The organism is Mesorhizobium sp. WSM4807 (assembly GCF_055811615.1).
The window spans coordinates 216,183-242,440 of record NZ_JBVVQY010000006.1 but is presented as its reverse complement, the minus strand read 5'-3'; the positions used below and the strand labels follow the sequence as shown (position 1 = coordinate 242,440).

The 26,258-nt window shown below is 61.1% G+C and carries 27 protein-coding genes and 1 tRNA gene; 13 read left to right on the top strand and 15 right to left on the bottom strand.

Annotated features, from left to right (window positions below; all coding sequences use genetic code 11):
- Positions 1–17: 17 nt before the first annotated feature.
- The 3 genes from AC0L3N_RS10630 (at position 18) to AC0L3N_RS10620 (ending at position 3,244) form a co-directional block, all read left to right on the top strand.
- A complete protein-coding gene (locus AC0L3N_RS10630) occupies positions 18–1,133 on the top strand; it encodes a DUF2157 domain-containing protein (protein ID WP_473547588.1) in 1,116 nt (371 codons plus the stop codon).
- Complete coding sequence (locus AC0L3N_RS10625) at positions 1,130–1,711, top strand: GDYXXLXY domain-containing protein (RefSeq protein ID WP_473547587.1); 582 nt, start codon at positions 1,130–1,132, stop codon at positions 1,709–1,711. The genes AC0L3N_RS10630 and AC0L3N_RS10625 overlap by 4 nt, the downstream gene beginning before the upstream one ends.
- 84 nt (positions 1,712–1,795) lie before the next feature.
- On the top strand, positions 1,796–3,244 hold the full coding sequence (locus AC0L3N_RS10620) for an aromatic amino acid lyase (RefSeq protein WP_473547586.1): 1,449 nt from the start codon (positions 1,796–1,798) through the stop codon (positions 3,242–3,244).
- 76 nt (positions 3,245–3,320) lie between these two features.
- Here AC0L3N_RS10620 and AC0L3N_RS10615 read toward each other — a convergent pair.
- A tRNA-Leu gene (locus AC0L3N_RS10615) sits at positions 3,321–3,403 on the bottom strand.
- Positions 3,404–3,931: 528 nt separating this feature from the next.
- Here AC0L3N_RS10615 and AC0L3N_RS10610 point away from each other — a divergent pair.
- Together AC0L3N_RS10610 and tig are read left to right on the top strand one after the other, a co-directional pair.
- Positions 3,932–4,639 carry a hypothetical protein gene (locus AC0L3N_RS10610; protein WP_473547585.1) on the top strand — a complete coding sequence of 236 codons (708 nt, stop codon included), beginning with the start codon at positions 3,932–3,934 and terminating at the stop codon, positions 4,637–4,639.
- A gap of 543 nt (positions 4,640–5,182) precedes the next feature.
- Positions 5,183–6,655 carry a trigger factor gene (gene tig / locus AC0L3N_RS10605; RefSeq protein WP_473547630.1) on the top strand — a complete coding sequence of 491 codons (1,473 nt, stop codon included), beginning with the start codon at positions 5,183–5,185 and terminating at the stop codon, positions 6,653–6,655.
- 81 nt (positions 6,656–6,736) lie between these two features.
- Here the strand turns inward: tig and AC0L3N_RS10600 are convergent, their stop codons facing one another.
- A complete protein-coding gene (locus tag AC0L3N_RS10600; RefSeq protein WP_473547584.1) occupies positions 6,737–7,063 on the bottom strand; it encodes an antibiotic biosynthesis monooxygenase family protein in 327 nt (108 codons plus the stop codon).
- A gap of 72 nt (positions 7,064–7,135) precedes the next feature.
- The gene (locus AC0L3N_RS10595; RefSeq protein ID WP_473547583.1) at positions 7,136–8,023 is read right to left on the bottom strand and encodes an alpha/beta fold hydrolase; all 888 of its coding nucleotides are present in this window, start codon (positions 8,021–8,023) and stop codon (positions 7,136–7,138) included.
- A 294-nt stretch (positions 8,024–8,317) separates the two neighbouring features.
- Between AC0L3N_RS10595 and AC0L3N_RS10590 the strand changes: the two genes are divergently transcribed.
- From AC0L3N_RS10590 to AC0L3N_RS10580, 3 genes are all read left to right on the top strand, one after another.
- Positions 8,318–8,698, top strand: a complete 381-nt coding sequence (locus tag AC0L3N_RS10590) for a c-type cytochrome (RefSeq protein ID WP_473547582.1) — start codon at positions 8,318–8,320, stop codon at positions 8,696–8,698.
- An 87-nt stretch (positions 8,699–8,785) separates the two neighbouring features.
- Positions 8,786–9,715 (top strand): heme o synthase, encoded by a 930-nt coding sequence (locus AC0L3N_RS10585; protein ID WP_123150664.1) that lies wholly within the window; start codon positions 8,786–8,788, stop codon positions 9,713–9,715.
- A 406-nt stretch (positions 9,716–10,121) separates the two neighbouring features.
- On the top strand, positions 10,122–10,940 hold the full coding sequence (locus AC0L3N_RS10580; protein ID WP_473547581.1) for a DUF2189 domain-containing protein: 819 nt from the start codon (positions 10,122–10,124) through the stop codon (positions 10,938–10,940).
- A gap of 57 nt (positions 10,941–10,997) precedes the next feature.
- Here the strand turns inward: AC0L3N_RS10580 and AC0L3N_RS10575 are convergent, their stop codons facing one another.
- From AC0L3N_RS10575 to AC0L3N_RS10545, 7 genes are all read right to left on the bottom strand, one after another.
- Positions 10,998–11,471 (bottom strand): aminoacyl-tRNA deacylase, encoded by a 474-nt coding sequence (locus tag AC0L3N_RS10575; protein ID WP_123150665.1) that lies wholly within the window; start codon positions 11,469–11,471, stop codon positions 10,998–11,000.
- Between the two features lie 187 nt (positions 11,472–11,658).
- Positions 11,659–12,063, bottom strand: coding sequence for a cytochrome C oxidase subunit IV family protein (locus AC0L3N_RS10570; RefSeq protein WP_123150666.1), 405 nt, complete (start codon positions 12,061–12,063; stop codon positions 11,659–11,661).
- A gap of 31 nt (positions 12,064–12,094) precedes the next feature.
- A complete protein-coding gene (locus tag AC0L3N_RS10565) occupies positions 12,095–12,817 on the bottom strand; it encodes a heme-copper oxidase subunit III family protein (protein WP_123150667.1) in 723 nt (240 codons plus the stop codon).
- Between the two features lie 13 nt (positions 12,818–12,830).
- Positions 12,831–13,535, bottom strand: a complete 705-nt coding sequence (locus tag AC0L3N_RS10560) for a cytochrome c oxidase subunit 3 (RefSeq protein WP_473547580.1) — start codon at positions 13,533–13,535, stop codon at positions 12,831–12,833.
- On the bottom strand, positions 13,532–15,301 hold the full coding sequence (gene ctaD / locus AC0L3N_RS10555; RefSeq protein WP_473547579.1) for a cytochrome c oxidase subunit I: 1,770 nt from the start codon (positions 15,299–15,301) through the stop codon (positions 13,532–13,534). Before ctaD ends, AC0L3N_RS10560 begins: the two co-directional genes overlap by 4 nt.
- Before the next feature lie 90 nt (positions 15,302–15,391).
- Complete coding sequence (gene coxB / locus AC0L3N_RS10550) at positions 15,392–16,207, bottom strand: cytochrome c oxidase subunit II (protein WP_077381602.1); 816 nt, start codon at positions 16,205–16,207, stop codon at positions 15,392–15,394.
- 454 nt (positions 16,208–16,661) lie between these two features.
- Positions 16,662–16,799 carry a hypothetical protein gene (locus tag AC0L3N_RS10545; RefSeq protein ID WP_473547578.1) on the bottom strand — a complete coding sequence of 46 codons (138 nt, stop codon included), beginning with the start codon at positions 16,797–16,799 and terminating at the stop codon, positions 16,662–16,664.
- 67 nt (positions 16,800–16,866) lie between these two features.
- On the opposite strand from AC0L3N_RS10545, the gene AC0L3N_RS10540 reads away from it, so the two are divergent.
- On the top strand, positions 16,867–17,004 hold the full coding sequence (locus AC0L3N_RS10540) for a hypothetical protein (RefSeq protein WP_244603016.1): 138 nt from the start codon (positions 16,867–16,869) through the stop codon (positions 17,002–17,004).
- A 27-nt stretch (positions 17,005–17,031) separates the two neighbouring features.
- Here AC0L3N_RS10540 and AC0L3N_RS10535 read toward each other — a convergent pair whose 3' ends face one another.
- A complete protein-coding gene (locus AC0L3N_RS10535) occupies positions 17,032–17,940 on the bottom strand; it encodes a LysR family transcriptional regulator (RefSeq protein WP_123150670.1) in 909 nt (302 codons plus the stop codon).
- Between the two features lie 142 nt (positions 17,941–18,082).
- On the opposite strand from AC0L3N_RS10535, the gene AC0L3N_RS10530 reads away from it, so the two are divergent.
- A complete protein-coding gene (locus tag AC0L3N_RS10530; RefSeq protein ID WP_473547575.1) occupies positions 18,083–19,534 on the top strand; it encodes an MFS transporter in 1,452 nt (483 codons plus the stop codon).
- A gap of 51 nt (positions 19,535–19,585) precedes the next feature.
- Here the strand turns inward: AC0L3N_RS10530 and radC are convergent, their stop codons facing one another.
- A complete protein-coding gene (radC, locus tag AC0L3N_RS10525; RefSeq protein WP_473547573.1) occupies positions 19,586–20,341 on the bottom strand; it encodes a RadC family protein in 756 nt (251 codons plus the stop codon).
- A gap of 236 nt (positions 20,342–20,577) precedes the next feature.
- Here radC and AC0L3N_RS10520 point away from each other — a divergent pair, with 236 nt between their 5' ends.
- Positions 20,578–21,081 (top strand): hypothetical protein, encoded by a 504-nt coding sequence (locus AC0L3N_RS10520; RefSeq protein WP_473547571.1) that lies wholly within the window; start codon positions 20,578–20,580, stop codon positions 21,079–21,081.
- Here AC0L3N_RS10520 and map read toward each other — a convergent pair.
- Entirely contained in the window at positions 21,078–21,905 is an 828-nt protein-coding gene (gene map, locus AC0L3N_RS10515) for a type I methionyl aminopeptidase (RefSeq protein WP_123150673.1), read from the bottom strand. The two genes, AC0L3N_RS10520 and map, sit on opposite strands and share 4 nt — an antisense overlap.
- Positions 21,906–22,195: 290 nt before the next feature.
- Here map and AC0L3N_RS10510 point away from each other — a divergent pair, with 290 nt between their 5' ends.
- On the top strand, positions 22,196–22,492 hold the full coding sequence (locus AC0L3N_RS10510) for a DUF982 domain-containing protein (protein ID WP_473547569.1): 297 nt from the start codon (positions 22,196–22,198) through the stop codon (positions 22,490–22,492).
- Between the two features lie 116 nt (positions 22,493–22,608).
- Positions 22,609–23,268, top strand: coding sequence for a DUF2161 domain-containing phosphodiesterase (locus AC0L3N_RS10505; protein WP_473547567.1), 660 nt, complete (start codon positions 22,609–22,611; stop codon positions 23,266–23,268).
- A 1,094-nt stretch (positions 23,269–24,362) separates the two neighbouring features.
- On the opposite strand, the gene AC0L3N_RS10500 is transcribed toward AC0L3N_RS10505, so the two are convergent.
- Together AC0L3N_RS10500 and AC0L3N_RS10495 are read right to left on the bottom strand one after the other, a co-directional pair.
- The gene (locus AC0L3N_RS10500) at positions 24,363–24,605 is read right to left on the bottom strand and encodes a DUF2905 domain-containing protein (RefSeq protein ID WP_473547565.1); all 243 of its coding nucleotides are present in this window, start codon (positions 24,603–24,605) and stop codon (positions 24,363–24,365) included.
- Between the two features lie 318 nt (positions 24,606–24,923).
- Positions 24,924–26,213 carry a CYTH and CHAD domain-containing protein gene (locus AC0L3N_RS10495; protein WP_473547629.1) on the bottom strand — a complete coding sequence of 430 codons (1,290 nt, stop codon included), beginning with the start codon at positions 26,211–26,213 and terminating at the stop codon, positions 24,924–24,926.
- Positions 26,214–26,258 lie beyond the last annotated feature (45 nt).

Sequence of the window (26,258 nt, the reverse complement as noted above, 5' to 3'; positions counted from 1 at the left end):
AAGCTGGGGAGAAAGGCATGGCGAGCTATTCGTCACGCGTCAGGACCGATATCGCACGATGGCTGCAGGCTGGCCTGATCGACGCCTCGACGGCCGACGCGCTGACGCGCGACGTCGAGGCCAATGAGCGCAAATCGCTGAGCTTCGGCTCGATCCTGGCGATGATGGCGGCGCTGCTTTTTGGTGCGGCCGTCCTTATCTTCGTCGCTGCCAATTGGGAAGCCATCCCGCGGCTGGCGCGGGTGGCAGCGCTCTTCGCCATCATCGTCGCCGGCTATGTCGGCGGCGCGGTGCTGAAGACACGCGACCATGCTGCTATCGGCGAGGCACTCTGGATCATCGCCGCGGCGGCATTCGGCGGATCGATCGCGCTGATCGGCCAGATGTATCATTTGTCCGGCGACGAAACATCGGCCTTGATCACCTGGGGCGCTGGCACGGCCTTGGCGGCGGTTGCGCTGCGCTCGAACCCGCTGACCGTCGCTTCTGTCGGCATTGCCGACGCATGGCTGTTCCTGAGGGAATTCGACTATTTCGGGCGCGCGGAATTTCCGCATCTCTTCGTCGTCATGGCGAGCGTGTTGTTCGCCATTTCGTTCTGGACCCGCAGCCAGGCGGCTCGGCACCTGATCATCCTGTCGGTCATCTTCTATCTCGTGCTGTTGTTTACGGAATACGAAACGCTGCAGGTCGCCGTCCCGCTCATTGTCGTGTCGACGCTGCTTTTCGCGACTGCGATCTTCGCTGCCGGGCCCGTCGACCGAATATTGCAGCTTGGCGGCCGTCAGCCCTTACACGCGCTGATCGGATTTCTCACCGGTCTGGCGATGATCCAGTTCGAACTGGCCGGTGAGAGCAACAACAGCGGCTTCGGCATTGCCTCGGCCGTTGCGCTTGCCGGCATTGGCGCGGCGATTGTGCTGGGAGGCCGCGAGAGCAGGGGCTTGCGCTGGGTTGCCTATGCCGGCTTCGCCCTCGAACTCGCCATCATCTATGTGGTGATGTTGCAGTCGATGCTCGACACAGCAGGCTTCTTCCTTGCAGCCGCTGTGCTTCTTGGCCTGCTTGCCCTTGTCATCCTCCGCGTGGAAAAGCGCATGAGGGCCTCGATCGTGGAAGGAGCGGCGGCATGATGACCGGTAAAAGACTGATCGTTTCGGCGGTGGTGCTGGCGCTCGTCCAGATCGGCTTCCTGAGTTGGATCATCGCCGGCCGTGCGGCGATCTTGCGCGACGGCAGGCAAGTGCTGCTGAGGGTCGAACCGATCGATCCGCGCGATCTCCTGCGCGGCGACTTTATTCGCCTTGGCTATGAGATTTCGCGCATACCGGTGAAGCTGATCGCCAACATTCCGGCCGGTAAGCTCACGAGCGACGACACGCCGATCGTCGTCAGGCTGAAGCAGGGCGCCGACGGCTATTGGGAGGCGACCGCGGCCTGGTTCGGGCAAGCGCCTGCGCCGGCAGCATCCGACGAAGCCGATATCGTCGGGCATGTGGCTGAGGGGTGGGATCTCAGCGCAGCCACGACGATCGCGCCGAATTACGGCATTGAACGCTTCTATCTGCCGGAAGGCGAGGGGATGGCGATCCAGAACGACATGCGGGTGCGGCCATTCGGCATCCGTGTTGCAATCGCGGCCGATGGCGCCGCGCAGATCAAGGCGCTGATGGACGGCGACAAGACGCTGTTCGAGGAACCGCCTTATTAGAATTGGAAAGCCTGGCCGGATTAGAATTGGAAAGCCTGGCCGGATTAGAATTGGAAAGCGTGGCCGGCTCGGACAGCATCAAACATGACAATTATCCTGACGACACGAGAAGACATAAATCTCGACTCGGTTTTCCGCGTCGCCTGGAAGAAAGACACGGTGCAAATCAGCGGCAAGGCTTTGCAGCGCATCGCAGAGTGTCGCGCGTCGTTCCTGCGTCTTATTGAAACCGACCCTATACCGGTCATCTATGGCGTAACCACCGCTATGGGAGAATTGGCGAGCAGGCGGCTCGAACTTGGGGAGCGGGGTCGCCATGCGCGCATCAAGGCTTTCGCAGCCGCCACATCGTTCGGCGAGCCTTTGCCAGATCGCGTGGTGAGGGCGATCGTGCTCGCCCGCCTGGCGAATTTCCTCGAAGGAAATGCTGCGACCACACCACGCATGGCGCTCGCCGTCGCTGCGATGCTGGATGGCGGACCTATGCCCCTGGTGCCATCCTCCGGCCAGGGCGGTGCCGGTGAAATCCTCGCCCTCTATCCGCTCTTTGCAGAACTTTCGACGCGCTTCGACCTGGAAGTCAAGGAAAGGGGATCATTGATCAATGGCTCGCCCTGCGCTGCCGCACTTGTGGCCGACGCTGCCTTGGCGGCTCGCCGCCGCATTCGCCTTGCCGAAAAAGTCTTTGCGCTTTCGATCGAAGCGTTTCGCGCGCCGCTCGAACATTACGACCCGGCGCTCGACGCGCTTTGGGGCGATGAACACGAAGCAGCGGCGCTGCGCGGATTGAGGGAGTTTCTTGCCGGCGCCGGCACTGGGCGCCGCAATTATCAGGCGCCGGTCAGCTATCGCATCGTTCCTCGCATCCTGGGGCACGCGCATCGCGCGCTGGCATCGGCGGAACGCGCGGCGACCGTGTCGCTCGCCTCTGTATCGGACAACCCGGCCTACATCCCGCCAGACGACGAGCATCCGCTCGGGCGCTGCATCAGCACGGGCGGCTATCACAATGCCATGGCAACACCCGCCCTGGATGACCTGGCAGCGATATGGGCCGATATCTGCCTCTTGTGCGACCGCCACGCCTCGAAGCTTTTGAACGGCAAGGTCTCGCTCCTGCCCGATCTGCTTTTGACGGGGCGGGACTGGAGCGACAGCGACGGCCACGGCAATGTCGGCTATGTGCCGATGGCGATCACGGGTTATCTGGAGCAGGCGAAACTCGCGGCCCAGCGCACCTTCATCCCGGGAACGGAATCGGCCGGCGCCGGGCAGGACGACGTCGCCACGACGGTGTTCCTCGCATGGACGAAGGAAGCACGCGCCGGCCGCTGCCTCGATGCCGCGATGGCGATGCTGGCGGTGATCGCCTCGCAGGCACTGCATGTCACCGAGCGCGTGGCGCCTCTGGCGCTTCAGTCGTTCGTCGCAGATATCAGAAGCATCGTGCCGCCGGTCGGTGACGATCGCGTGCTGGGGCCTGAACTTGCGACTTTGACCGGATGGTTCACGCGCCAGGTCTTTGAGGAGTAGGCACCAAATTGGTGCGGATGAAGGGACTCGAACCCTTTCGGCACTGGAACCTTAATCCACTGTTCGAGGGGAGCAGTGGTGCGGGTAGAGGGACTCGAACCCCCACGTTCTCACGCCAGAACCTAAATCTGGTGCGTCTACCAATTCCGCCATACCCGCTGGCTTCGTGTCACCGTGACATGTCTATGTCACAAGCCATGTCACAAGTTCAAGACTTAGATTTTCGAGGTTTTTGGGCCTCGCGTTGCCGGCTACGCCGGTCGCTTGGGCAAGTCCCAGCCCGTGGACCGTGGGCTCACGCCGCGCCATGCATCGGCATCGCGCCCAAACTGACGGTCATATTAGGTCTGCCGCTGGAGCATAAAGTCGTGATGGGACATTCAATTTCCTTACAAGCTGTAGGCTAAGATGAACACGAGATGGTGCCGTCGGCGGCACGGCGCGGACCTTCCGTCCAAAGTAGGCGACGGCGGCGCGAACGAACTCGTCGGCGGGCAAGTCTTCCTGCCCAAGGATGTATTCCCAAATTCTTTCAAATTGAATCGGAATATTTTGCTACCCGTAAGTTACGATCGCAAACATTGTTTCGCGTTAGCAATTCAACAACTCCCTGAGTTCGTTATCGCTAAAGTAGCAGGCGCTGAAACTGCTGCTGTGAGGTAACTACCAAAGGAAAGGGAGAGTGTCATGGCAAAGGTCGTTAAGAGTTTCGCCACAGCTTTGGCCAGTGGTGCACTTGTTTTATCTCTATCTTTTCCCTCCAGTGCAGGCGGCATTAGCGCCGGCGCATCGGTCGGCGGCCGAGGCGGCGTAAACGCCGGTCTCGGCGCCTCGGTCGGAGGCAGTGGCGGCATCAATGCGGGAGCCGGCGCCTCGATCGGCGACAGCAGCGGGGTGAATGCCGGCGTCGGTGCATCGGTTGGCGGCAGCAAGCGCTTTACCGCTGGTGCCGGCGCCTCGATCGGCGGCAGGAGCGGGGTAAATGCAGGCGCCGGTGCATCGATTGGCGGCAGTAGGGGCGTTAGCGCTGGTGCCGGCGCCAATGTGGGCGGCAATGGTGGCGTCACGGCTGGCCTGGGTGCCAATGTCGGTGGGACTGGTGGTACCACTGCCGGTGCAGGCGCAAAAGTGGGCGGCACCGGCGGCATTACAGCGGGCCTGGGTGCCAACGTCGCTCGCACGAGCGGTGTCGGTGTCGGCGTCGGCGGCGGAACGCTTGCCGGGACACTTGGCACTCTTGGAACACCGGGGACTCCCGGCATGCCGAGCGTGGTCGCGCAGATGTCCAGCAGCCAACTGATGCGCATGAAGAAACGCTGTGTCGACGTGCTCAGCAGCGAAGGCACCTATGACCTTGACCTGCGGCAGCTTTGCATGCTGATCGCGCGTCGCTGAGCACTCGCAAACGAGAGCGTCGCATCGGCCGTGGAGGCTTTGACAATACTCTCCTGGCTTCGCGGCCGGCCCGCCACCCGCAACGTGGCGGGCTTCTCTGCATCAGGATCGCTGGGCTGAGCCATTATTCTGTCAATGTCGCGGTCAAAATAGGGGCCGTTCGCCGGCGCATGATCCCGAAAATCGAAAAATCGTTTTTTGGGATCATGCGCCAAAATCAAGGTGCTACAGCGTCCTTGCGCGTCCAAGAAGGACGCGCGGCGCTGTAGACGCGAAGATGGTTGAAAATTAGCCGCGCCTGTGACAAAAGGCGTGTCGAATGTGACGGGATGCGACGATCCGCTTCTGCAGAATGTGATAAGAAGTAGGAAAAACAAAGACTTATTCACATTTTGGAGTGTATTTTCTGGAGGATTTGCGCCGCGTTGGGCGGACAAATCGCCAAGTCCCGCACCAAAAGCCATTCCCGGCAAGATCATACCGGCAGGCTGTAAACGGCAGGAGCCGTTTGGCTGCCTCATTGGTGGAAACAAAGGTTCTATGATGCAGGTCACCGAAACGCTCAACTCCGGTCTCAAGCGCGAGATCAAGATCACCGTGCCGGCCGGTGACATGGAAGCCAAGCTGATGGCGCGGCTTTCCGATGCCAGGAACAAGGTTCGCATCAACGGCTTCCGTCCCGGCAAGGTGCCGGTGCAGCACCTGCGCAAGGTCTATGGCAAGTCGTTCATGGCCGAAGTGGTCAATGAGATCCTCAACGATTCGACCCGTTCGATCATCACCGGGCGCGGCGAAAAGGCCGCCATGCAGCCCGAAGTGATCATGACCGAGGACGAGAAGGAGGCCGAGAAGATCCTGGCCGGCGGCGCCGACTTCGAGTTCCGCCTGAACTACGAGATCATTCCGCCGATCGAGATCAAGGATTTCTCCGACATCAAGGTGACACGTCAGGTGTTCGACGTACCGGATTCCGAAATCGACGAGCAGGTCCGGCGTGTCGCCGAATCGGCGCGCACCTACGAGCCGAAGACCGGCAAGGCCGCCGAAGGCGACCGCGTGACGATTGACTATGTCGGCAAAATCGACGGCGAAGCCTTCAGCGGCGGCGCCGGCACGGACCAGCCGCTGGTGCTCGGCTCCAAGGAATTCATTCCCGGCTTCGAGGATCAGCTCATCGGCAGCAAGGCCGGCGACGAGACGCAGGTCACGGTCACGTTCCCGGAAAACTACCAGGCGGCGCATCTGGCCGGCAAGGAAGCCACCTTCGACGTCACCGTCAAGGAAGTGTCCAAGCCCGGTGCGTTGGAAATCAACGACGAAACGGCCAAGAATCTCGGCCTGGAATCGCTGGAGCGCCTGCGTGACGTGGTGCGCGGCCAGATCGAGAACCAGTTCGGCTCGATGACGCGCCAGAAGATCAAGCGTCAGCTGCTCGACCAGCTCGACGCCGCCTACTCGTTCGAGGCGCCGTCGAAGCTCGTCGAGGCAGAGTTCAACAACATCTGGAACCAGGTCAACCGCGATCTGGAAGCCGCCGGCCGCACCTTCGCCGACGAGGAGACGACGGAAGAAGAGGCGCGCGCCGAATATATGCGGCTTGCCGAGCGCCGCGTGCGTCTCGGCCTGGTTCTCGCCGAAATCGGCGAGAAGGCCGGCGTCGCCGTGTCGGACGAGGAATTGCAGCGTGGCCTGTTCGAGCAGGTGCGCCGCTATCCGGCCGCCCAGCAGCAGGAAGCCTTCGAATTCTACCGCAGCAATCCCGAAGCGCTGAACACGCTGCGCGCGCCGCTGTTCGAGGAGAAGGTGGTCGACCATCTACTCAGCCAGATTTCGGTCACCGACGTCAAGGTAAGCAAGGAAGAGCTGATGGCCGACGACGAGGACAGCGAGACGGCCAAGGCGAAGCCGGCGAAGAAAGCTGCCGCGAAGAAGGCCGACGCCAAGAAGGCCGACGATGCGGAAGAGCCCAAGAAGAAGGCCGCGCCGAAGAAGAAAGCCGCCAAGGACGCCGAATAACACGGCATTCTGCGAATTGCGAAAGGCCGCCCTCGAGGCGGCCTTTTTCGATGCTGTCGACGTCGCAAGGCCGCTGCCGCCCTAGTTGCCAGGTAATTGATTGACGAGGATCCGCATCACCGTCACTCGTTGGGGCAGTTCAACGAGAAACTCTTCGTCACGCGGCAGGTGATGGATCTTGTGCGGGTCGCCGCCGGTGAAGCTCGCCATGGCTTCGACGTCAGGCCAGTACGAGATCGTCACGAACTCTGTTTCTTCTTCGCGATCTTCGCGAAACAACTGCACGCCAAGTGCCTTCTCCTGAAGCGGCGGAATGCCTTCGCGGCGTAGATAGTGCTCGTAGACGTCTGCCAAATCACTGCGTGTCCTTCCCCGCCAGATCCGGGCAATTGTGGCGTTGTCGGTCATGACTTGCGCTCGGTGGGTTGTCATGAGGATGGGGCAGCGATGGCGGGATCCGCTGCGGTGTTGTGCGGGCGATTAATGCAGGACCTTGCTGAGAAACCGTCGCACCAGTGGCAAGGCGACCTCGAAATGGGTCTCCAGCAGCCAGTGCCCTGCGTCGTCCAGCACATGCAGTTCGGCCTCGGGGAGATCGCGCAGATAGGCGCGCGCTGCCGGTTCGGGCATGTATTCGTCCTTCGGTCCCCAAAGGATCATCGCCGGCGGCCGCTGCTCGCGCAGGTATTTCTGGTAACGAGGGAACCAGTCGAGATTAGCCTTGAGCTTCTCCATCAGTCCGACTGAAAGCGCACGGCGCACAGGCGTATTCATCAGCGGCCAATGCAACTTCCACATATCGGGCGGGACACGTCGAGCGACGTCACCATCGACTTCGCCGACGAACTCGGCGCGAAAGCCATCCTCGCTCACCGCGTTTTCGAGCGGCGCACGGTTCGCCGGTGAAGGATCCCGCCAGAAACGCCGGACCGTTTCGTATTTTGGGCCAAGAGCATCCGCGTAGATGTCGCCATTCTGGATGATCAAGGCACTGATCCGCGATGGGTGCGCTATAGCGTGGCGCAGGCCGATCTGCGAGCCGTAATCTTGCAGCCATAACGCGTAGCTGCCGAGCCCCAGCGCGTTGGTGAACCGCTCCAGGAAAGTCGCGTAGGCGTCAAAATCATAACCGAACCGTGCCGGATCGGGGGTTCCACTGTAGCCAAAGCCGGGGAAATCCGGCGCGACCGTTCGCCAGCGATCGGCGAGCGCCGGCATCAGCCGGCGATATTGGAAGGATGAGCAGGGATAGCCATGCGGAAGCAGCAGCACCGGCGCGGCTTGAGGGCCCGCGTCTCTGTAAAAGACCGTCTCGCCTTCGATCGTGCGGGTGCCGTGGCGCACGTCCAGGACGCTCCTGTCGTTCATGGACGCTTCTCTGATCTTTGATCTTGCAGACGTTGAACCGTAGCTGGTCTAACGCCTTTTAGCCGGTATGCGTTCCGACTGCGCTCGACGCCGATCGAGCTGCCTCATCGTTTCGGGGGCAATCCTGCTCGTCGACTTCTTCTATCTGCCGGCCAGTTTCTGTGGTATGTAGATGCCGCAATTCCATGCGGGAGACGCGGATATTCCGCTCTGTCGTGCAAGGGGCGCATGCCGGCGAAACTGTCGGCACGCGCAGATCGTCAAGGCAGATTTGGCGATCGGGGAGGGAATGCCATGCGTGCAATCGCGTTTTTCGCCGTCGTGTCCGTTGCGACCTTTGTCACAAACCAATCGCAGGCACAGGATGCCGCCGCGGGTGAGAAGGTCTTCACCAAATGCAAGGTCTGTCATGTCGTGGACAAAGACCAGAACAAGGTCGGTCCGTCGTTGAGCGGCGTTATCGGCCGGACGGCCGGCACGCATCCGGGGTTCAAGTATTCCAAAGCCATGACCGAGGCGGGAAAATCCGGCGTCAAATGGGACGACGCTACGCTGACGAATTACCTTCGCGATCCCAAGGCCATGATCAAAGGTGGGAAGATGGCGTTTCCCGGCCTCAAGAAGGACGAGGATCTCGCCAACGTCATCGCCTATCTGAAGCAATTCTCCAAATGACCCGGTTCTTCCGCCAGGAAGTAACCCGGTTCTTCCGCCGGCCGATGGACCGGCCAGATTGCCGGCCTCCATCGGTGGTCGCCTGAAATGTCGGCTCGGGAAAGCGGCCTCAAGGATACCGGTATCCAGATCTCTGAAGCGACGGTCAGTGATTTCTTCGCGCTCCTGAAACCACGCGTCATGGCGCTTGCTGTTTTTACCGCTTTCGTCGGCCTGATGGTGGCGCCTGGGGCAATGAATCCGGTCATCGCCGTGATTGCAATCGGTGCAATTGCGGTTGGAGCGGGAGCGGCCGGGGCACTCAACATGTGGTACGATGCCGATATTGACGCGTTGATGTCGCGCACGTCAAAGCGGCCGGTCCCGTCAGGCCGGGTCATGCCAGGCGAAGCTCTCGGCTTCGGCCTGGTGCTTTCCGTACTTTCGGTCATGACGCTCGGCGTGCTGGTTGGGTGGCTTGCCGCATCGCTGCTGGCCTTCACCATCTTCTTCTACGTTGTCATCTACACGATGTGGCTGAAACGCTCGACGCCGCAGAATATCGTCATAGGCGGCGCCGCGGGTGCCCTTCCTCCTGTCATCGGGTGGGCGGCGGCCACCGGCGCCGTCGGGGCTGAAAGTCTCATCCTGTTTCTGATCATCTTCCTCTGGACGCCGCCGCATTTCTGGGCGCTCGCGCTGTTCAAGATCGGCGACTATGCTGCTGCCGGCATTCCCATGATGCCGAACGTGGCCGGCCAGGCCTCGACCAGAAAACAGATCTTCGTCTATTCACTGATCCTGGCACCAATTGGCGTGCTGCCTTGGGCTTTTGGATTCGCGAGCGGATTGTACGGGATTGTTTCGGCCGCATTGGGCGCGGGTTTCATCTGGCATGCCTGGAAGCTTCTGATCGACAAGGAGATGAAATTCGCAAAGGCGCTGTTTGCCTATTCGATTCTCTATCTTTTCGCGATCTTTGCCGTGCTGCTTGCCGATACCATTGCAATGCGTGCCGTCATGTCAGCCGGAAATTGACGGCAGACCTGCCTCGTGGCTGCATTGAATCCTGATGTTCTCGGATTGCTTGCCGCGTTGAGAATCGGCGATTGCTGAACGAGGTGCGCCCCGAACCTGCTCAAACCTCACATTGGCACTGCGCAGAATCCCAGCAACAGCAGAATAACTACGCCAAGGCCGAGCATGAGAACGGTCTTTCCATCCATGACCTTCACCCTTCAACCCAGCTTGGAGAATATCGAAGAAAGGCGGTTAGAGCTAGCCGGATCACCGGAGCCGTCCTCTCAAGACAAAGGGCGGCGACAAATCCCCTGCAAGAGCGTATGTTGATCATGGTGCAGGTCGCGGTTTTGCGTGGCCAGTCACGCTGAACGACAGCACCGTAAAATCGCGACCTTACCGGACCTGGTCTGGAGGAATGGTCATGGCAAGTTTTCACGTGATTGCAGGCGCCAGCGAGACGCTGGAGCACACCAGAATTCGAAGGATCGGCGTTTCCGACCTTTTCGACGCGCTCAAGCGCGGCGTCGACGATTTCATGGTCAAACCGTCGCATATCGTTTTCCTCTGCCTGATCTATCCGCTTGTCGGCGTCGTGCTCGCCGTCTGGACGTCGGGCAACAATGCGCTGCCGCTGTTGTTTCCGCTGGTGTCGGGTTTTGCGTTGATCGGTCCGTTCGCGGCGATCGGCCTCTATGAGATCAGTCGGCGACGGGAGGCCGGGCTCGACGCCTCTTGGAGCCACGCTTTCGGGGTCAGGAATTCTCCGGCGCTGCCGGCCATCGCGGCGGTCGGGATCATGCTGCTTGCGATCTTCATCGCCTGGCTTTTGACCGCGCAGATATTTTACCAGCAAGTGTTCGGCCCGGCCCCGCCGGATTCGCTCTCCAGCTTCATCAGTGAAATATTCGCCACCGGACGCGGCTGGACGCTGATTATCCTTGGCCACGCCATCGGCTTCGTCTTCGCCGCGGTCGTGTTGTGCACCACGGTCGTCGCGTTCCCGTTGTTGCTCGACCGTGACGTCGGCGCCTACGAAGCCATCCACACCTCGGTGCGCGTGGTCCTGGCGAACCCGATCGTGATGGCTGTGTGGGGCCTGATTGTCGCCGTCGCCCTGATCATAGGCTCGCTGCCGGTGTTCGCCGGGTTGGCGGTGGTGCTGCCGATCCTCGGTCACGCCACCTGGCACGTCTATCGGAAAGTTGTGGAATCGCCGGCCTCCACCAGACCGGCTAACTGACAAAATCCTGCCTGCCGCACCGGCGAGAGCATCGGTGCGGCAAGTTGGCCAGGGTGTTCAGTAAGCCGGGTAGCTAAAGCGGGCCTGGCGTGCGTCGCTGGTCAGGTTGCGGAAATCCTTGCCGCTGACATGTACGAGCGTCCTGTGGTCGCCGCCCTCGAAATAGATGTCGGCGGCATTGCCGAGGCTCTCATCGAGAATCACCGGCACATCGTAGGCCGCGCCGATCGGCGGGATGGCGCCGGTGTCGCAATCCTCGAAGAGCGAAACCACCTCGTCTTCGGAGGCGAGTCCGATACGTTTGTCCATGACATCCTGCAACGTGCCGAGCTCGATCCTGTGCGTGCTGGGAACCACGGCCAGCGCATAGCCGAGTTCGTGGTGAACGACCACCGATTTGGCCATTATGCTGCCGGGCACATGCGCCGCTATGGCGGCCTGCCTGCTTGTCGACGTGCGGTGGTGCTCGACGGTGTCATAGGAAATTCCTTTCCCGTCGATAAAGTCCTTCAGTCTGTTTGCGATCGTCATCCTGAGCCTCCCTTGCTGGAGTTCGCGACGCATGTGGAAACGCAGGCAATCATTCTCCTTCCGTCGTTTCCCGTGCTAACAAAAATGGGCCAGCTGTCGATTGTTTCAAGGCAGACAGGAGCGGACCGCAACTAGCGCTTCCAGCTCTTGACGGGAGACGCCGTCGACCCTGTACCCGGATTGCGTGTCAGGGGCCGGCCCCAAAAAACACCGTCCGGGTGAGAAGCGTGTAATCCGATTCGAAGACCATCATTGCCACGAACACCAGCACCAGTATCGGCGGCAAGATGATCGCATACGTCAGCGCCAACCGTTCCCAGGCCATGTGCATGAAGACCGCGACGATGAGCCCGGCCTTGAGCATCATGAAGATCAGGATCAGCGACCATCTGAGATAGCCGTGGAGGCCGAGATAATCGACCATATAGGAGCAGGCGCTGAGGATGAACAGCCATGCCCAGACGACCAGATAGAGCTTGATCGGGTGCTCCTGATGAACCTCCGCGGGGGCGATGCCGATTGCTGTCGCATCATGCGCTTGAGCTCCGTGCAGCGTATGTTGCCCCAGGCCATTTGCGGTTGCTTCAGCCATATCTGCCTCTCACCAAAGCCATATCTGCCTCTCACCAAAGATAGAAGAATGCGAAAATGAACACCCAGACCAGGTCGACGAAATGCCAGTAGAGCCCCATGATCTCGACGTGCTCGTAGCGGCCCCTGCGACTGGTGAAGAACCCGGGCCGGCCGGTTTCGTAATCTCCGCGCCAGACCTTTCGCGCCACGATGATCAGGAAGATCACCCCGAACGTCACATGGGTGCCGTGAAAGCCGGTGATCATGAAGAAGGATGACCCGAACTGCGCCGCACCCCACGGATTGCCCCAGGGCCGTACCCCTTCGGTGATCAGCTTGGTCCATTCGAAGGCCTGCATGCCGACGAAGGTCGCGCCGAGCGCTGCGGTCAGAAGCATCAGGATCGCCGTCTTGCGGCGGTCGTGGCGATAGCCGAAATTCACCGCCATGGCCATCGTTCCGCTGCTCGAGATCAGCACGAAGGTCATGATCGCGATCAGGATCAGTGGAATATTCGAGCCGCCAATGTGAAGGGCAAAGACCTCGCTCGGATTGGGCCACGGCACTCGGGTAGACATGCGCGCGGTCATGTAGGAGAGCAGGAAGCAGCCGAAGACGAAGGTGTCGCTGAGCAGGAAGATCCACATCATGGCCTTGCCCCAGGACACGTTCTTGAACGCGCGCTGATCCGAGGACCAGTCGGCGGCGACGCCTTGCAAGCCCGCCGGCCGCGGCTGTGCTTGGCCAGTATGAGTCAGTGTCGTGTCTGCCATTCGCCCGGCCCTCCTAGGTCAGCAACTGTAGGCAAATCTCGATAAAAGTAGCGGCCCAGCCGGCCAGAAGCGCGAAGATGGCGAGCCAGACGAAAAGCAGGAAATGCCAGTACATGGCGCACAATTCGACGCTGAGGCGAAGCCGCTCCGGCGGTGCTCCGGTCCAGGCGCCGGCAGTCGTTCTGCTCAAGGCGACCAGCCCTCCCAGTATGTGCAGCCCATGCATCCCGGTTATCAGGTAGAAAAAACTGTTGGCCGGATTGGCGGTCAGCAAGTAGCCGTCGGCGGTCAGTTCCCGCCATGCCACAAGCTGTCCGATCAGGAAGGCAAGCGCGGTGAGCCCCGCCGTGACCAGGCCGAGCCTGACCGTGTCGACCTGACCCCGGCGCGCAGCGACCGAGGCGCATTGCAGCGCGATGCTGCTCAGGACCAGCACGCTGGTGTTGAACCAGAGCACGCGCGGCAGCGGCAGCGCCTGCCAGTCCGACAGCGCCATGCGCATGAAATAGGCGCTGGTGAAAAGCGCAAACAGGCAGCCGACGACGGCGAGGAAGACGCCGAGGCCGATCTTGGCGGTCGGCAGCGCTGATCCTTCCGGGCCGATAATATCCCCGATCACACCTTGCTCGAGCCATGGCTTGGCCATCAGCCGCTGATGGGAAAGCCACCATCCGGCAAAGCCGACGATGACGAGGAGGAAGACCAGAATGACGCTCATGCCGGCTCCCTGGAGGATCCGAAGGAGCCCGGCATGTTTTGCGGGATAAAGTCCTCCTTGGCGCCCGGCACGCTGTAGTCATAGGCCCAGCGATAGACGATCGGCAGTTCCTTGCCGAAATTGCCATGGGCGGGCGGTGTTTCGGACGTCTGCCATTCGAGTGTCGTGGCGCGCCACGGATTGCCGCCGGCCTCGCGGCCATGGCGGATGCTCCAGATCAGATTGAACAGGAACACGACCTGGGCGAAGCCGACGAGGAACGCCATGATGCTGATGAACGCGTTCAGATCGTGGGCCGACTCGGTCATCACCGTCGTGGCGGTCAGTTCGTTGTAGCGGCGCGGTACGCCCATCAGGCCGATGTAGTGCATGGGAAAGAAAATCAGGTAGGCGCCGAGGAAGGTGACCCAGAAATGGAACTGGCCCATCGCCTCGTTCAGCATCCGGCCAGTGACCTTCGGGTACCAGTGATAGATCGCCCCGAAGATCACCAGGATCGGGGCAACGCCCATGACCATGTGGAAATGGGCAACGACGAACATCGTGTCCGATAGCGGAACGTCGACGACGACGTTGCCGAGAAACAGTCCGGTCAGCCCGCCATTGACGAAGGTGACGATGAAGGCCAGGGCAAAAAGCATCGGTATGGTGAGGTGGATGTCGCCGCGCCACAGTGTCAGCACCCAGTTGTAGACCTTGATCGCGGTCGGGACGGCAATGATCAATGTCGTGGTGGCGAAGAAGAAGCCGAAATAGGGATGCATGCCGCTGACATACATGTGGTGCGCCCAGACCACAAAGCTCAGCGCGCCGATGCCGACGATGGCCCAGACCATCATCCGGTAGCCGAAGATGTTCTTGCGCGCATGGGTGCTGATCAGATCGGACACGATGCCGAAGGCCGGGAGCGCCACGATGTAGACCTCGGGGTGGCCGAAGAACCAGAACAGATGCTGGAACAGGATCGGGCTGCCGCCGCCGTGCTGCAGTTGTTCGCCCATCTCGACGATGGCCGGCATGAAGAAGCTGGTGCCGAGCGCACGGTCGAACATCATCATCACGCAGGCGACAAACAGCGCCGGGAAGGCGAGCAGCGCCATGACTGTCGCGGTGAAGATACCCCAGACAGTCAGCGGCAGGCGCATCAGCGTCATGCCGCGTGTGCGGGCCTGCAGCACCGTCACGACATAATTCAAGCCGCCCATGGTGAAGCCGATAATGAACAGGATCAGCGAGACGAGCATCAGGATGATGCCCCAGTCCTGGCCGCCCGGGGTGCCGGTCATGATCGCCTGCGGCGGGTAGAGGGTCCAGCCGGCGCCGGTCGGTCCGCCGGGCGCAAAGAAGCTCGAGACCAAAACCAGCACGGCGAGCAGGTAGATCCAGTAGCTCAGCATGTTGACATAGGGAAAGACCATGTCGCGCGCGCCGACCATCAGCGGGATCAGGTAGTTGCCGAAGCCGCCCAGGAACAGTGCCGTAAGCAGGTAGATCACCATGATCATGCCGTGCATGGTGATGAACTGGTAGTAGGCTTCCGGGGTGATGAAGTCGAACGTCCCGGGGAAGCCGAGTTGCAGCCGCATCATCCAGGACAGCACCAGCGCCACCATGCCGATTGCCGTGGCCGTCGCCGAATACTGGATGGCGATGACCTTGGCGTCCTGCGAAAAGACGTACTTCGTCCACCAGCTGTGCGGATGATAGAGTTCCATCTCCGCGACCTCGGCCGGCGGTACCGCATCTGCAGGTGTGACATCGACCATATAGGAACACCTCCGTGCCCTTTTCGACCGGGCTCGACAGTTTCGAGCCCTGCCGCAATTTCAACCCAAAATCGCCGTCCTTGCCGGCGTCTACTCTGCCGAGCCCACCTGCTGGGGGGCCGACAATTGCGCGAAAGTCTGCTGTTCGCCGAGCCACGCCAGATAGTCTTCCGGCGTATCGACCATGACCACGCCATTCATCAACGGGTGCCCCTGGCCACAAAGTTCGGCACACAGGACCTGAAAAGTTCCGGTCTTGGTCGGGGTGAACCAGAAATAGGTGACCGAGCCCGGGATCATGTCCATCTTGGCGCGGAATTCAGGGACGTAGAAATCATGCAGCACGTCGATCGAGCGGAGCAGCATCTTGACCGGCTTGCCGACCGGCAGATGCAGATCGGCGGCTTCGACGACGACATCGTCCTGGCCGTTGGCATCACTGGCGTTCACGCCCAGGGGATTTTCAGGGCTGACGTTGCGGGTGTCGGATGTGCCGAGCTTGCCGTCCTTGCCGGGCAGCCGGAAACTCCACTGCCATTGCTGGCCGACGACTTCGACCACTGTTGCGTCGCTTGGGACGCTGACGAACTGGTTCCAGACGAACAGGCCGGGAACCAGCATGGCCGTGACCCCGATTGCGGTGACGATCGTCAGCCACCATTCGAGCCGCTTGTTCTCGGGTTCGTATGCCGCCTGATTGCCTTCCCGATGACGGAAGCGAAAGACGCAATAGGCCATGAATAGGACGACGGCGGCGAAGACGACGCCGGTAATCCAGAAGGTGATGATGATGGTGTTGTCGATATAATCCCAGTTAGAGGCAATCGGCGTCCACCACCATGGGCTCAGGAAGTGGAACAACACTGAGCCCACAACTACCAAAACGAGTACAAGCGCTATGGCCATATCCCGTTTCCTCCCGGCATTCCAAGGGCGCGAAGCCGTCCCAGGAAATGCCAAATGCATCATAGCTCGATTTCTGATCGAAATTCTAGTGCGGTCTTCCGGCCAGCCGAAACCGCAGTGGCGGTGATGTGGAAAAACCTAAGAAGAAGAAGGCTGCGGCGAAGAAAAAGCCCGCCAAAAGCGCCGAACAACACGGGTTTCCGCCGAATTGTAAAAGGCCGCCCCATGTGCGGTTTTGACCTTAGAGCGACGTGCGGCCACTTAGACGGACAAAATACACTCTGCACGCTCACTATCTGCGCATCGTGCTGTCCGCGAATCGATTCCGATTTTCGAGCCGATGCGGTAGGCGATAGATTCGTGCCCAAGCAGCGGTTGGTGGCTGGCGATACCAGGTTTTGATCATTATCTGCGCCGAGTTGCAAAGTGCAGGTCGTTGGAGGGATCGTTGAAGCTATTCGTCGGCATTGGAGGCGCGGTCGCCACGGCGTTCCTCCTCGCGCTGGAGCGAATGGCTGCAGTTGAACGATGCCGTCTCCGCCAGCCGGACCATCACCGTGTCGGTGACCGTCGACAAGGCCTGCAAGGTCAACGAAAGCTAGTCGGTCAGCAAGCGCGGGAGGAGGCTCGTTCGGGATGGTGTCGACGGGATCAGGCGATTGGTTTCTGCAGACCGGCTCCAGCTGTCCTGGCGGTTCGGGCTGCTGTCGGGGCGAGGCGAAGCCGATTTCGACCTCGCCGGGCTCAGCGAGGCGGTCGGCCAGATCGCCAGCACCTGCAACACCGAGTTGCCGTGATCGGACCAGCAACGCTCGCCTCAACCACTAAGAAATCCAGTGAGTGATTCCGGCGCAAACGTCTCGAACGCAACCGCGCAGCCAGCGATGCGCCGGATCGGCATCGAGCCGCGGGTGCCACAAAAGTGAAACCGTGATTTCCGGCAAGGGAACCGGCAGAGGGAAACAGAACATCCCGTCGCGCAGGTTCCCCGTATAGCGTTCGGGAACGCTGGCGATCAGGTCCGAGGCACGCGCCAGGGCCAGAGCTTCCGAAAAGCCGCCGACGACCGTGACGATTTCTCGTTTCAACCCTAACGGCTCAAAGGCGTCGTCGATCGGCCCCCTGTCGAGCCCGCGACGGGAGATGAGGATGTGCCGGCAGGCTGCGTAACGGGCAGGGGTGATCGTCAGCTCGCATAATGGATGCCCCATCCGCACGACGCCGACGAAACGATCACGAAACAGCGCTTGCGCGCGCACCTCCGGTCCCGTGGCGTTGCCGACGACGCCGGTTTCCAGGTCTACGCTGCCGTCGCGCAGGGGCGTGCTGTCCTTGTCTGGCTTCAACACAAAACGCAGCCGCACGCCCGGTGCTTGTTGGCCGACCCGCGCAATGAGATCCGGTCCGAAATTCTCGACAAAGCCATCCTGGTTTCTGAGCGTGAAGGTTCGCACGAGCCGTTTCAGGTCGAGCGTCTCAACAGGACGCAGAACGGATTCGGCGTCCTCTACAAGCTGACCGACGCGCTCGCGGAGCTCGATGGCTCGGGGGGTGGGCACGAGGCCGCGTCCAGCCCTGACCAGCAGCGGATCGCCGGTCGTCTCACGCAATCGCGCCAGCGCCCGGCTCATTGCCGACGGGCTCAGCCGCAGCCTCTTGGCGGCGCGCGCAACGCTGCCTTCCGTCAGCAGCACATCAAGGGTGACAAGCAGATTGAGATCGGGATGCGACATGTGCTGAGCGTAGCACGGTCAGCACGATCTGACATAGCGTCAAACGCAATGATTAAGTGCAAATGATGCATCTTCCGCCATATTAGGCAAAGGACTACGTCTCTGACAGCTCCGTTTCAGGAGTCGCCAGAAAACGGAGTTCATGTTGAAGCCAATCGATGCAGGACGGGCAGTCGCTGGAAATCCAGAACGGGCACCTTCGGTTCGGTGGGCACTCGCCAGCCTTTCGTTGTCGATGTTGCTGTCCTCACTCGGGATCAGCATCGCCAATGTTGCCTTGCCGACGTTGGCGCAGGCGTTCAACGCCTCGTTCCAGGACGTCCAGTGGATCGTGCTGGCTTATCTCCTCGCCATCACCACGCTGATCGTCAGCGTCGGACGGCTCGGTGACATCACCGGCCGCCGGCTGCTGCTGCTGGCCGGGCTCTTCCTGTTCACGACGGCCTCAGTCCTATGTGGTTTCGCGCCGACGCTCTGGCTGCTGATCGCAGCCCGGACGGCGCAGGGCTTGGGGGCGGCTATCATGATGGCGCTGACCATGGCCTTTGTCGCTGAGACGGTTCCGAAGGCAAGGACCGGCAGCGCCATGGGGCTGCTCGGAACGATGTCGGCGATCGGCACCGCTCTCGGTCCCTCGCTCGGCGGCCTTCTGATTGCCGGAGCCGGTTGGCGGGCGATCTTCCTCGTCAACGTGCCACTGGGGTTGCTGGCATTTGTTCTCGCCTATCGCTATCTGCCGGCTGATCGCCGGGGGCCGAAGACGGATCGGGCCGGCTTCGACGTTGTCGGCACGCTGCTGCTTGCCTTGACGCTTGGCGCGTATGCGCTCGCGATGACGATCGGGCGTGGCAGTTTTGGTCCGCTCAACATGGCTCTGTTGGTGGCTGCCGTCTTCGGAGCCGGCTTCTTTGTGCTTGTGGAGGCGAGAGTGGCGTCGCCTTTGATCCGATTGGGCGCGTTCCGCAATGCGATGCTGAGTGCGAGCCTCGCCATGAGCGCGCTCGCTGCGACGGTGATGATGGCGACGCTGGTGGTCGGGCCGTTCTATCTGTCTCGTGCGCTCGGGCTCGACGCGGCTCTTGTTGGCATCGTCATGTCGGTCGGTCCGCTTGTCGCCGCGCTGACCGGTGTGCCGGCTGGTCGCATAGCCGACCGTTTTGGCGCTGGGCGCATGACCATCATTGGGCTCATCGCGATAGCCGCCGGTTGCTTCATTTTATCCGTGATGCCGGCAATATCGGGCATCCCTGGCTACATCGCCCCGATCGCAGTCATCACATCGGGCTATGCGCTGTTCCAAACCGCCAACAACACCGCCGTCATGTCGGATATCCGCCCGGACCAGCGGGGCGTCATTTCCGGCTTGCTCAATTTGTCGCGCAATCTGGGACTCATCACCGGCGCATCCGTCATGGGTGCCGTGTTCGCGTTCGCCTCAGAGGCGATCGACATCGCAACGGCGCGCCCCGGAGCCGTTGCCGCCGGTATGCGGATCACGTTCGCGGTCGCGACTATACTGATCGTCGTCGCGCTCGCCATCGCGGTTGGCAGCCGTGCTCCCGCGACACGTCCTTCGCTGCCTGGCGTGTCATGACACAAGACGGGACGCTTTCGGCGAGAAGCCGACGCATGTTCAAGCAGGGCGTCAGATCAGCAGCAGGCCCTTCATGCTGGCATGACCCTTCTTGCCGATGATGATGTGATCGTGGACGGCGATGCCGAGCGGTTTGGCCGTCTCGATGACCAGCTTGGTCATCTCGATGTCGGCGCGTGACGGCGTCGGATCGCCTGACGGATGATTATGCGCCAGAATGATCGCTGTGGCGGAGAGTTCGAGCGCGCGCTTGACCACTTCGCGCGGATAGACCGGCGTGTGGTCGACGGTGCCGACCTGCTGCACCTCGTCGGCGATCAGTGCGTTCTTCTTGTCGAGAAACAGGATACGGAACTGCTCGCGCTCCTCGAAGGCCATGACCGACCGGCAGTATCCGAGAACCTGCGTCCAGGACGACAAGACCTCGCGGCCTTTGATCTCGCTACGTGCCGCGCGTTGGGCGGCCGCGGCAACGATCTTCAGATCGAGCGCCACCGCCGGGCCGATACCCCTGACCTCCTCGAGCCGCGCGACCGGCGCGCCAAGCACCTCGGCCAGCGTGCCGAAGCGCGCCAGCAATGCCTTGGCGACGGGCTTGGTGTCGGCACGGGGGATCAGGCGAAAGAGCAAGAGCTCCAGCAATTCGTAATCGGGGAGGGCGTCGGAGCCCGCGGCCGCGAACCGTTGGCGCAGGCGGTCGCGATGGCCGAGATAGTGCGGCTTTTCGACCGACGTGGCTCTCGCGAGCGATTTTATCGGTCTTTCGGGAAAGAAGATCCGGTCGTCTTCGTCGCTGGTTTTACCCATAGGCCCGCCCGCATTCTCTGGCCGGGAAGATCCGACGCAGGGAGAAGCACTACAGCATCGGCCCGAAATTCGGAATCAATTTTCGAAAGCACGGTGGATGGATTCAAAAAACTTGGAGTATTCTTGCGCGTCCAGCACTAGCGTGCGCTGAAGGAAATTGAAACGGCAGGCCGAGGATATGAAGTCGACAAACCCTCGCCCATCTGCTTCTATTTATCTCGGTGGAGGGTTCTGAAATGTTTAAGATTTTTTTTCTGCTTGCTGCGGCGATTAGTATTCAGCCTGCTTGTGCTTGGGAGGCCAGAACCGAAGGTCCAGATGTGTTTGGCGTGACAAAGGTGATCGCGACCGAAGGTGGCGCTCGCGATTCGCTGGTTGTTCAATGCGATAGCAAAGAGACGTTATTTGTTGCCTATGTCCTCCGCAAGAAAGAGTTTGAAGAGGTAACTGAAACACCGGCAATGCTCTACATCCAAGGCAGCAGCGCCTCTCCGCTTAAGCTTGAGGCGACAATACGGACGTGGAATGACAATTATGCAGGGGTCGTCGCGGTAGGCCGAATACCAGAGTTGATGGCTGTTATTGCAGAGATCAAAGACTCAAAGGGAAAGATCAACGTCGGGTACGATATCTCCGGCAACCAAGATTCCGCCTCCTTCAGTTCCCGTGGTTCGACCAAGGCTATGCAGCGGGTAATAGATGGTTGCAAACTGTCTGGTATTCCCTTGCCTCCAGCTTAGGCCGGCAGGCCGGGACGGTCGAGGCTTTTTGGCGACAGCGTGAAAATCTCGCATCCGGTTTCGGTGACGCCGATCGTGTGCTCGTACTGCGCCGACAGCGAGCGGTCGCGTGTCACCGCCGTCCAGCCGTCCGACAGCACTTTTACGTGCGGCCGGCCGAGATTGATCATCGGCTCGACGGTGAAGATCATGCCCGGCCGCATCTCGACGCCCTCGCTGGCGCTGCCATAGTGCAGGATGTTCGGCGCATCGTGAAAGAGCTGGCCGACGCCGTGGCCGCAGAAATCGCGCACCACCGAGCAGCGCTCGCTTTCGGCATAGGTCTGGATGGCGGCGCCGATGGCGCCGGTGCGGGCGCCGGGCTTGATCGCCGCGATGCCGCGCATCAGGCATTCATGCGTGACCTCGAGCAGGCGCTCGGCGGCGCGCTTGATCGTGCCAACCGGATACATACGCGAGGAATCGCCATGCCAGCCATCGAGGATGTAGGTGACGTCGATGTTGACGATGTCGCCGTCCTTCAACGGCTTGTTGTCGGGAATGCCATGGCAGACAACGTGGTTGATCGAGGTGCAGGACGACTTCGTGTAGCCGCGATAGTTGAGCGTCGCCGGCAATGCGCCGTGATCCATGCCGAACTCGAAGACGAAACGGTCGATGGTTTCGGTGGTGACGCCCGGTGCGACGATCGACACCAGTTCGTCGAGGCAGCGCGCGGTGAGATCGCAGGCCTTGCGCATGCCGGCAAAGCCTTCTTCGCCATAGAGGCGGATCTGGCCGGTGTTTCTGAGTGGTGCCATGGCGGCGTCGAGATAGGTGACCATTGTGTCCGTCTTGCCGGAAGAAAGGGCTTCCAATGAGCCCGCGCGAAAATCCTCCCAGATTTGGCACCGGACGGCGCCAGGTTCAAGGACGAACTGCCGGCGATGGGCTCAAGCCGGCGATATTCATGTCTTGCGGCTTCATCTTGTGCCTATCCGGCCCGTGCCGGGGTGCTCGTCCGCACTGACGACATATTTCTGAACAAGAAGAGAGGCCTAAGCGAAAAGCCGGTCAAAGCAACTTTTTTGCGACGAGCGGCGCTGCTGCGGGCACGCGTTCTGGAGAGACAGGAATGGACAGATTGCAATTCGAGGTGCCGGTGCGCATCACGACCGCGCCTGGCCTGCCGGTCGAGGAAATCTACAGCGTCGAACAGGCGCTGGATTTCCTGCAAGGCTGGCCGGTTCGTCGGCAGGGCCCGGTCTATCAGGCCGCATTCAATGCCTGCTTCGGCGCCACGGTCGACCTGGTCGAGACCGAGGAGGCTTGCCGGGCGTTCATGGCGTTCTGCCGAGTCAGCCGCCTGCTGGCCAGGGATATGATCGTTCCGGGCAAGCGTTCTGGCGAGGCGAGGGGGCTGAGGGCTTAGCGGCCGAGCTGGCATCCCACACTTCCATGCGTTCGACGAGCGGCAAATCTGCCCCAGAGCGGCATGCCCTTTGGTGATGCTGTGCCAGCCAGTCACGAATCGGCTATGCCTCGCGCATGCAGGAAACGTCTCTTTACATGCCGGTGAAGCGGTTTCTTGAGGGCCTGGAATTCACCGTAAAAGGCGAAGTTGGTGGTTGCGACGTCGTGGGGTTGCGCGACGGCGAGCCGCCCGTGGTCGTCATCTGCGAATTGAAATTGCAGTTCAACCTCGAGCTCATACTTCAAGGTGTCGATCGTGCTGCGTCATGCGATGAGGTCTGGCTTGCGGCGCGGATGTCGGCCCACGGCAAAGGCCGTGAGCATGATCGCCGGTTCCGCGCACTCTGCAGGCGGCTTGGTTTCGGGCTTCTGGGGGTTGGCTCCGCCGGCAACGTCGAATTGCTGCTCAGCCCGGCCGCCCTGCCGCCAAGGCGAGATCCGAGGCGAAGATCGCGTCTGGTGGACGAGCATCGGCGCCGGCGAGGCGACCCTGTAGTCGGCGGTGGCTCGCGTACGCCGATAATGACCGCTTACCGGCAGGATGCGCTGGCCTGCGCCGCCGCGATGGTTGACGGCCCGAAGCGTCCGCGCGACTTGAAAACCATTTCACCGCGCGCTGCCAAGATCCTGCTTCACAACGTCTATGGCTGGTTCGCCAGGGCCGAGCGCGGCGTCTATGCGCTGAGCGACCTTGGCCGTGCTGCGTTGCAGCGCTGGCCCCAACCGGCTCCATGACGAGGCGGCGCCGAGTTGTTTGAGCGGCTTGCAGCGGCAGGGGACCTCTCCCGACTTGATTGCCGTTGCGTTTGGCCGCTCTGGACGGGCCAATCGCGTGCTGATCCTAAGGCAAGCCCCTCGTCAAGCAACAGAAGAGATGGAGCGGCTCGTGGTTGCCGGCCGCGCAACCTTAAGCAGATTTGTCAGCCCCAGCGGCACCGACGGCTGGATGACGGGCGTCTCGCGCTCAGGTTTCTTTAGAATGTAGAGCGGCTTGGCTGTCCTCAACTGCTGCAATTGTCGCCGGGCCTTGGCGCGCAGGGCGGTTTCCGCCGGCGCGGGCGATCCATTTCAAGGACCAGCGTGAAAGCCTGGGCCGCCTCATCCGTCCGCTGAAGGGCGAGAAGGCTGCGGCCCCGGGCATAACAGGTCGATCATACCGGGAACGGCGCTGGCTCCGCCACCGGCATCTGCATCGCTCGAGCGCAACCGGCAGCGTCCAGCGGCGACGTTGCGGCGACTTCTGCCCGGCCCGCTCTCTTCCTGGTGATGTTGCGCGTGGTCGGGTTTGATCTGACAACGCGATCGGATTCGGCACAGCTACCGGACATTGAGCAAAACGGAACCGGCAAACCCTCAATATCGATACCGTTGCCGATGGCCTCCTGATCGGTGGAGCGTGCAAGCGCAACACGAACAACATCACATGGACAAATCTGACAGAGCAGGGCGAGGACACACAAGGCAGCCACAGGAGAAGCTGGGGCTGGGATCATCCCACGGTGCGGTGTCGCCGTCGATTACAGAGGCCCGGCCTTCCATTGCACTAGGCGGCGGCTCAATCCAGTTCGTTACCGTGCTCTGGAGGCCTGCTGTGCTCTGGATCACGAATTGGGTGGCTATGGAGGCAAGCGTGCCGACGCCGAGGAAGATCAGCCCCAAGAGCGGTCGCGGCATCCGCCGTGACGGCGTTCTTCTGCCGGCGCGCTTTCGCCACCGGCCAGACCGATTGTCGTAGCGAGATTTGTCCACGCCCTTCTTCCCCAAAGGGAGAATGCGACCATCGCGAGGAAGAGTCCAGAAGGGGGCCGGCTGTGGTCCCGAGTGTCCCGCTACCGGTTGACCAGCCACAGAATAATCGAGAGCACGACGCTGATCAGGATCCCGGTGGCGATCGGAGCATAGAACGTGACGTTCTCACGCTCGATCACGATGTCACCAGGCAGTCTGCCAAGGCCCATCCGTGACAACCAGGGCCACAATAAGCCCACCGCAACTATGATGAGACCAACGACAATCAGGGTTCGCGACATGACTGCACCACCGACCATCTGCTCGGCGTAAAACCTTGGCACCGGGCATCCCTGAACCTGATCATGACCGTCGAACACGCGATGATAACAAAGGTTCCAGTTTCAAATGACTCGCTTTGTCATTAGCTGGGAATCAATGGTGACCGGCTCGAACAAGTTGTCGGTAGCCATGCTCGGTCATCCAACGCGCTCGGGCGAGATGCGTGTCGTGAGTGTGCCGCGCGCGCTCGGGCTCGAGCACTGGGTCAAGCCCAAAAACAACCGTCACAACTTCTCTCCACTCCGCACGATCCGCCTCCTCGTCGCCTGCTGGCAAGCGGTGCTAGAGCTTCGTCGGTCCCTATGGTTCTGCATGCTGCCTCAACGCCAGAAGCGCCTCGTGTTGACAAAGGCGTCGTGCGCTTTCGCGGCGTCCTCAAGAAGCTTGGATTTGTCTTCGGCGCTGTAGAGATCCTTCGCCCCAGCCACCTCCGAAAGCTCCAGCGCTGCCAGCATATCGGGGGCGGTGGCGATATCGTTGAGGCTTCCGAGCTGATCCTGCAGGTCCTTCAGGGCCTTGATGAACCGTCGATGGCGTTTGGCTTCCGTCTTGTTGTTGTAAAGCGGCTCGAAGAACTCCGCCGCATAGCGCAGTTTCTTTGCGGCGATGCGCACTTTATGACGGCTCTCGTCATCGGCATCGATGAGGTTGTCGCCGTCCTTCGCCACCTTTTTCCGAAATTTATCAAATACCATCGAGGCGAAATCCTTTGACGACTGCACGTGCAACGTTTCGTCCGATTGGGTTCGCCAGCCCTCGATGGAGATCCACTCGGTGGCATCGATCATCAAGGAGCGGGCGCGCGTTGAGGACAGCGATGCTTCGACCGCCGCATAGGCCTCGTCGCGTGCTTCACGAAGGCAGCTTGAAAGAGCCTCGCTCGAAGCACGGTCGATCATCACGTCGATATTGCGCGCATCGCCAAGTTCCGAGGTAAGCCATTTGAATTCTTCTCGCAGGTGGTCGAAACGGCTGTCATCGAACAGCGACTTGCAGATCGAGAATAGGGAGCGCAACCGTCGCAGCGACACCCGAGCTTGGTGCAGGGCCTCGGCATCGCCGGACCAGCCCAGCGCCGCCTCATTGAGACGAAACTGTCTGAGACAAGCCGCGGCGATGCACGCGAAAGCCGTTGCTGCGCTCATGTCGGACGTGAGCGGGGTCGGAGCCGCTTTCGCAGCACCGGGCGCCGGGCCAAGCAGACGATAGCCCCGTTCCGCTTTGCTCATCACCCCGAGATGCGCCGGCGTGATCAGGTCGACTTTCCGGGCGAGCGCGAACAGCGCTCTCGGTGGGCCCGCCTTCTTTTCCAACTCGATCTCACAGAGCGGCGACTCGCGATCGGCTGCAACGACCTTGCCGATATCCAAAGCGACCTCGACCGTGGCGTCGTCATCAATCACATTCCAGGAATGCCGTTTGACATGAACCTCGAACAAGGGCGCGAGCTTTGAGCCAGCCCCTGCAAGCAGGTCTCGGATCTGCGGATCGTCAAGTATCGGTGCATCGCCGGCGACCGGTCGCTCCCATTCCTCGCGTGTAATCGATCCGGCCGCGGCGCCATCGCCGGCTTTGACGGTTTGTATCCGTTCATTTCCCGATTGCCGAATGCGAAGCGACAGGCCGCGCTTGGACAGATCCCATCCGGGGGGTGT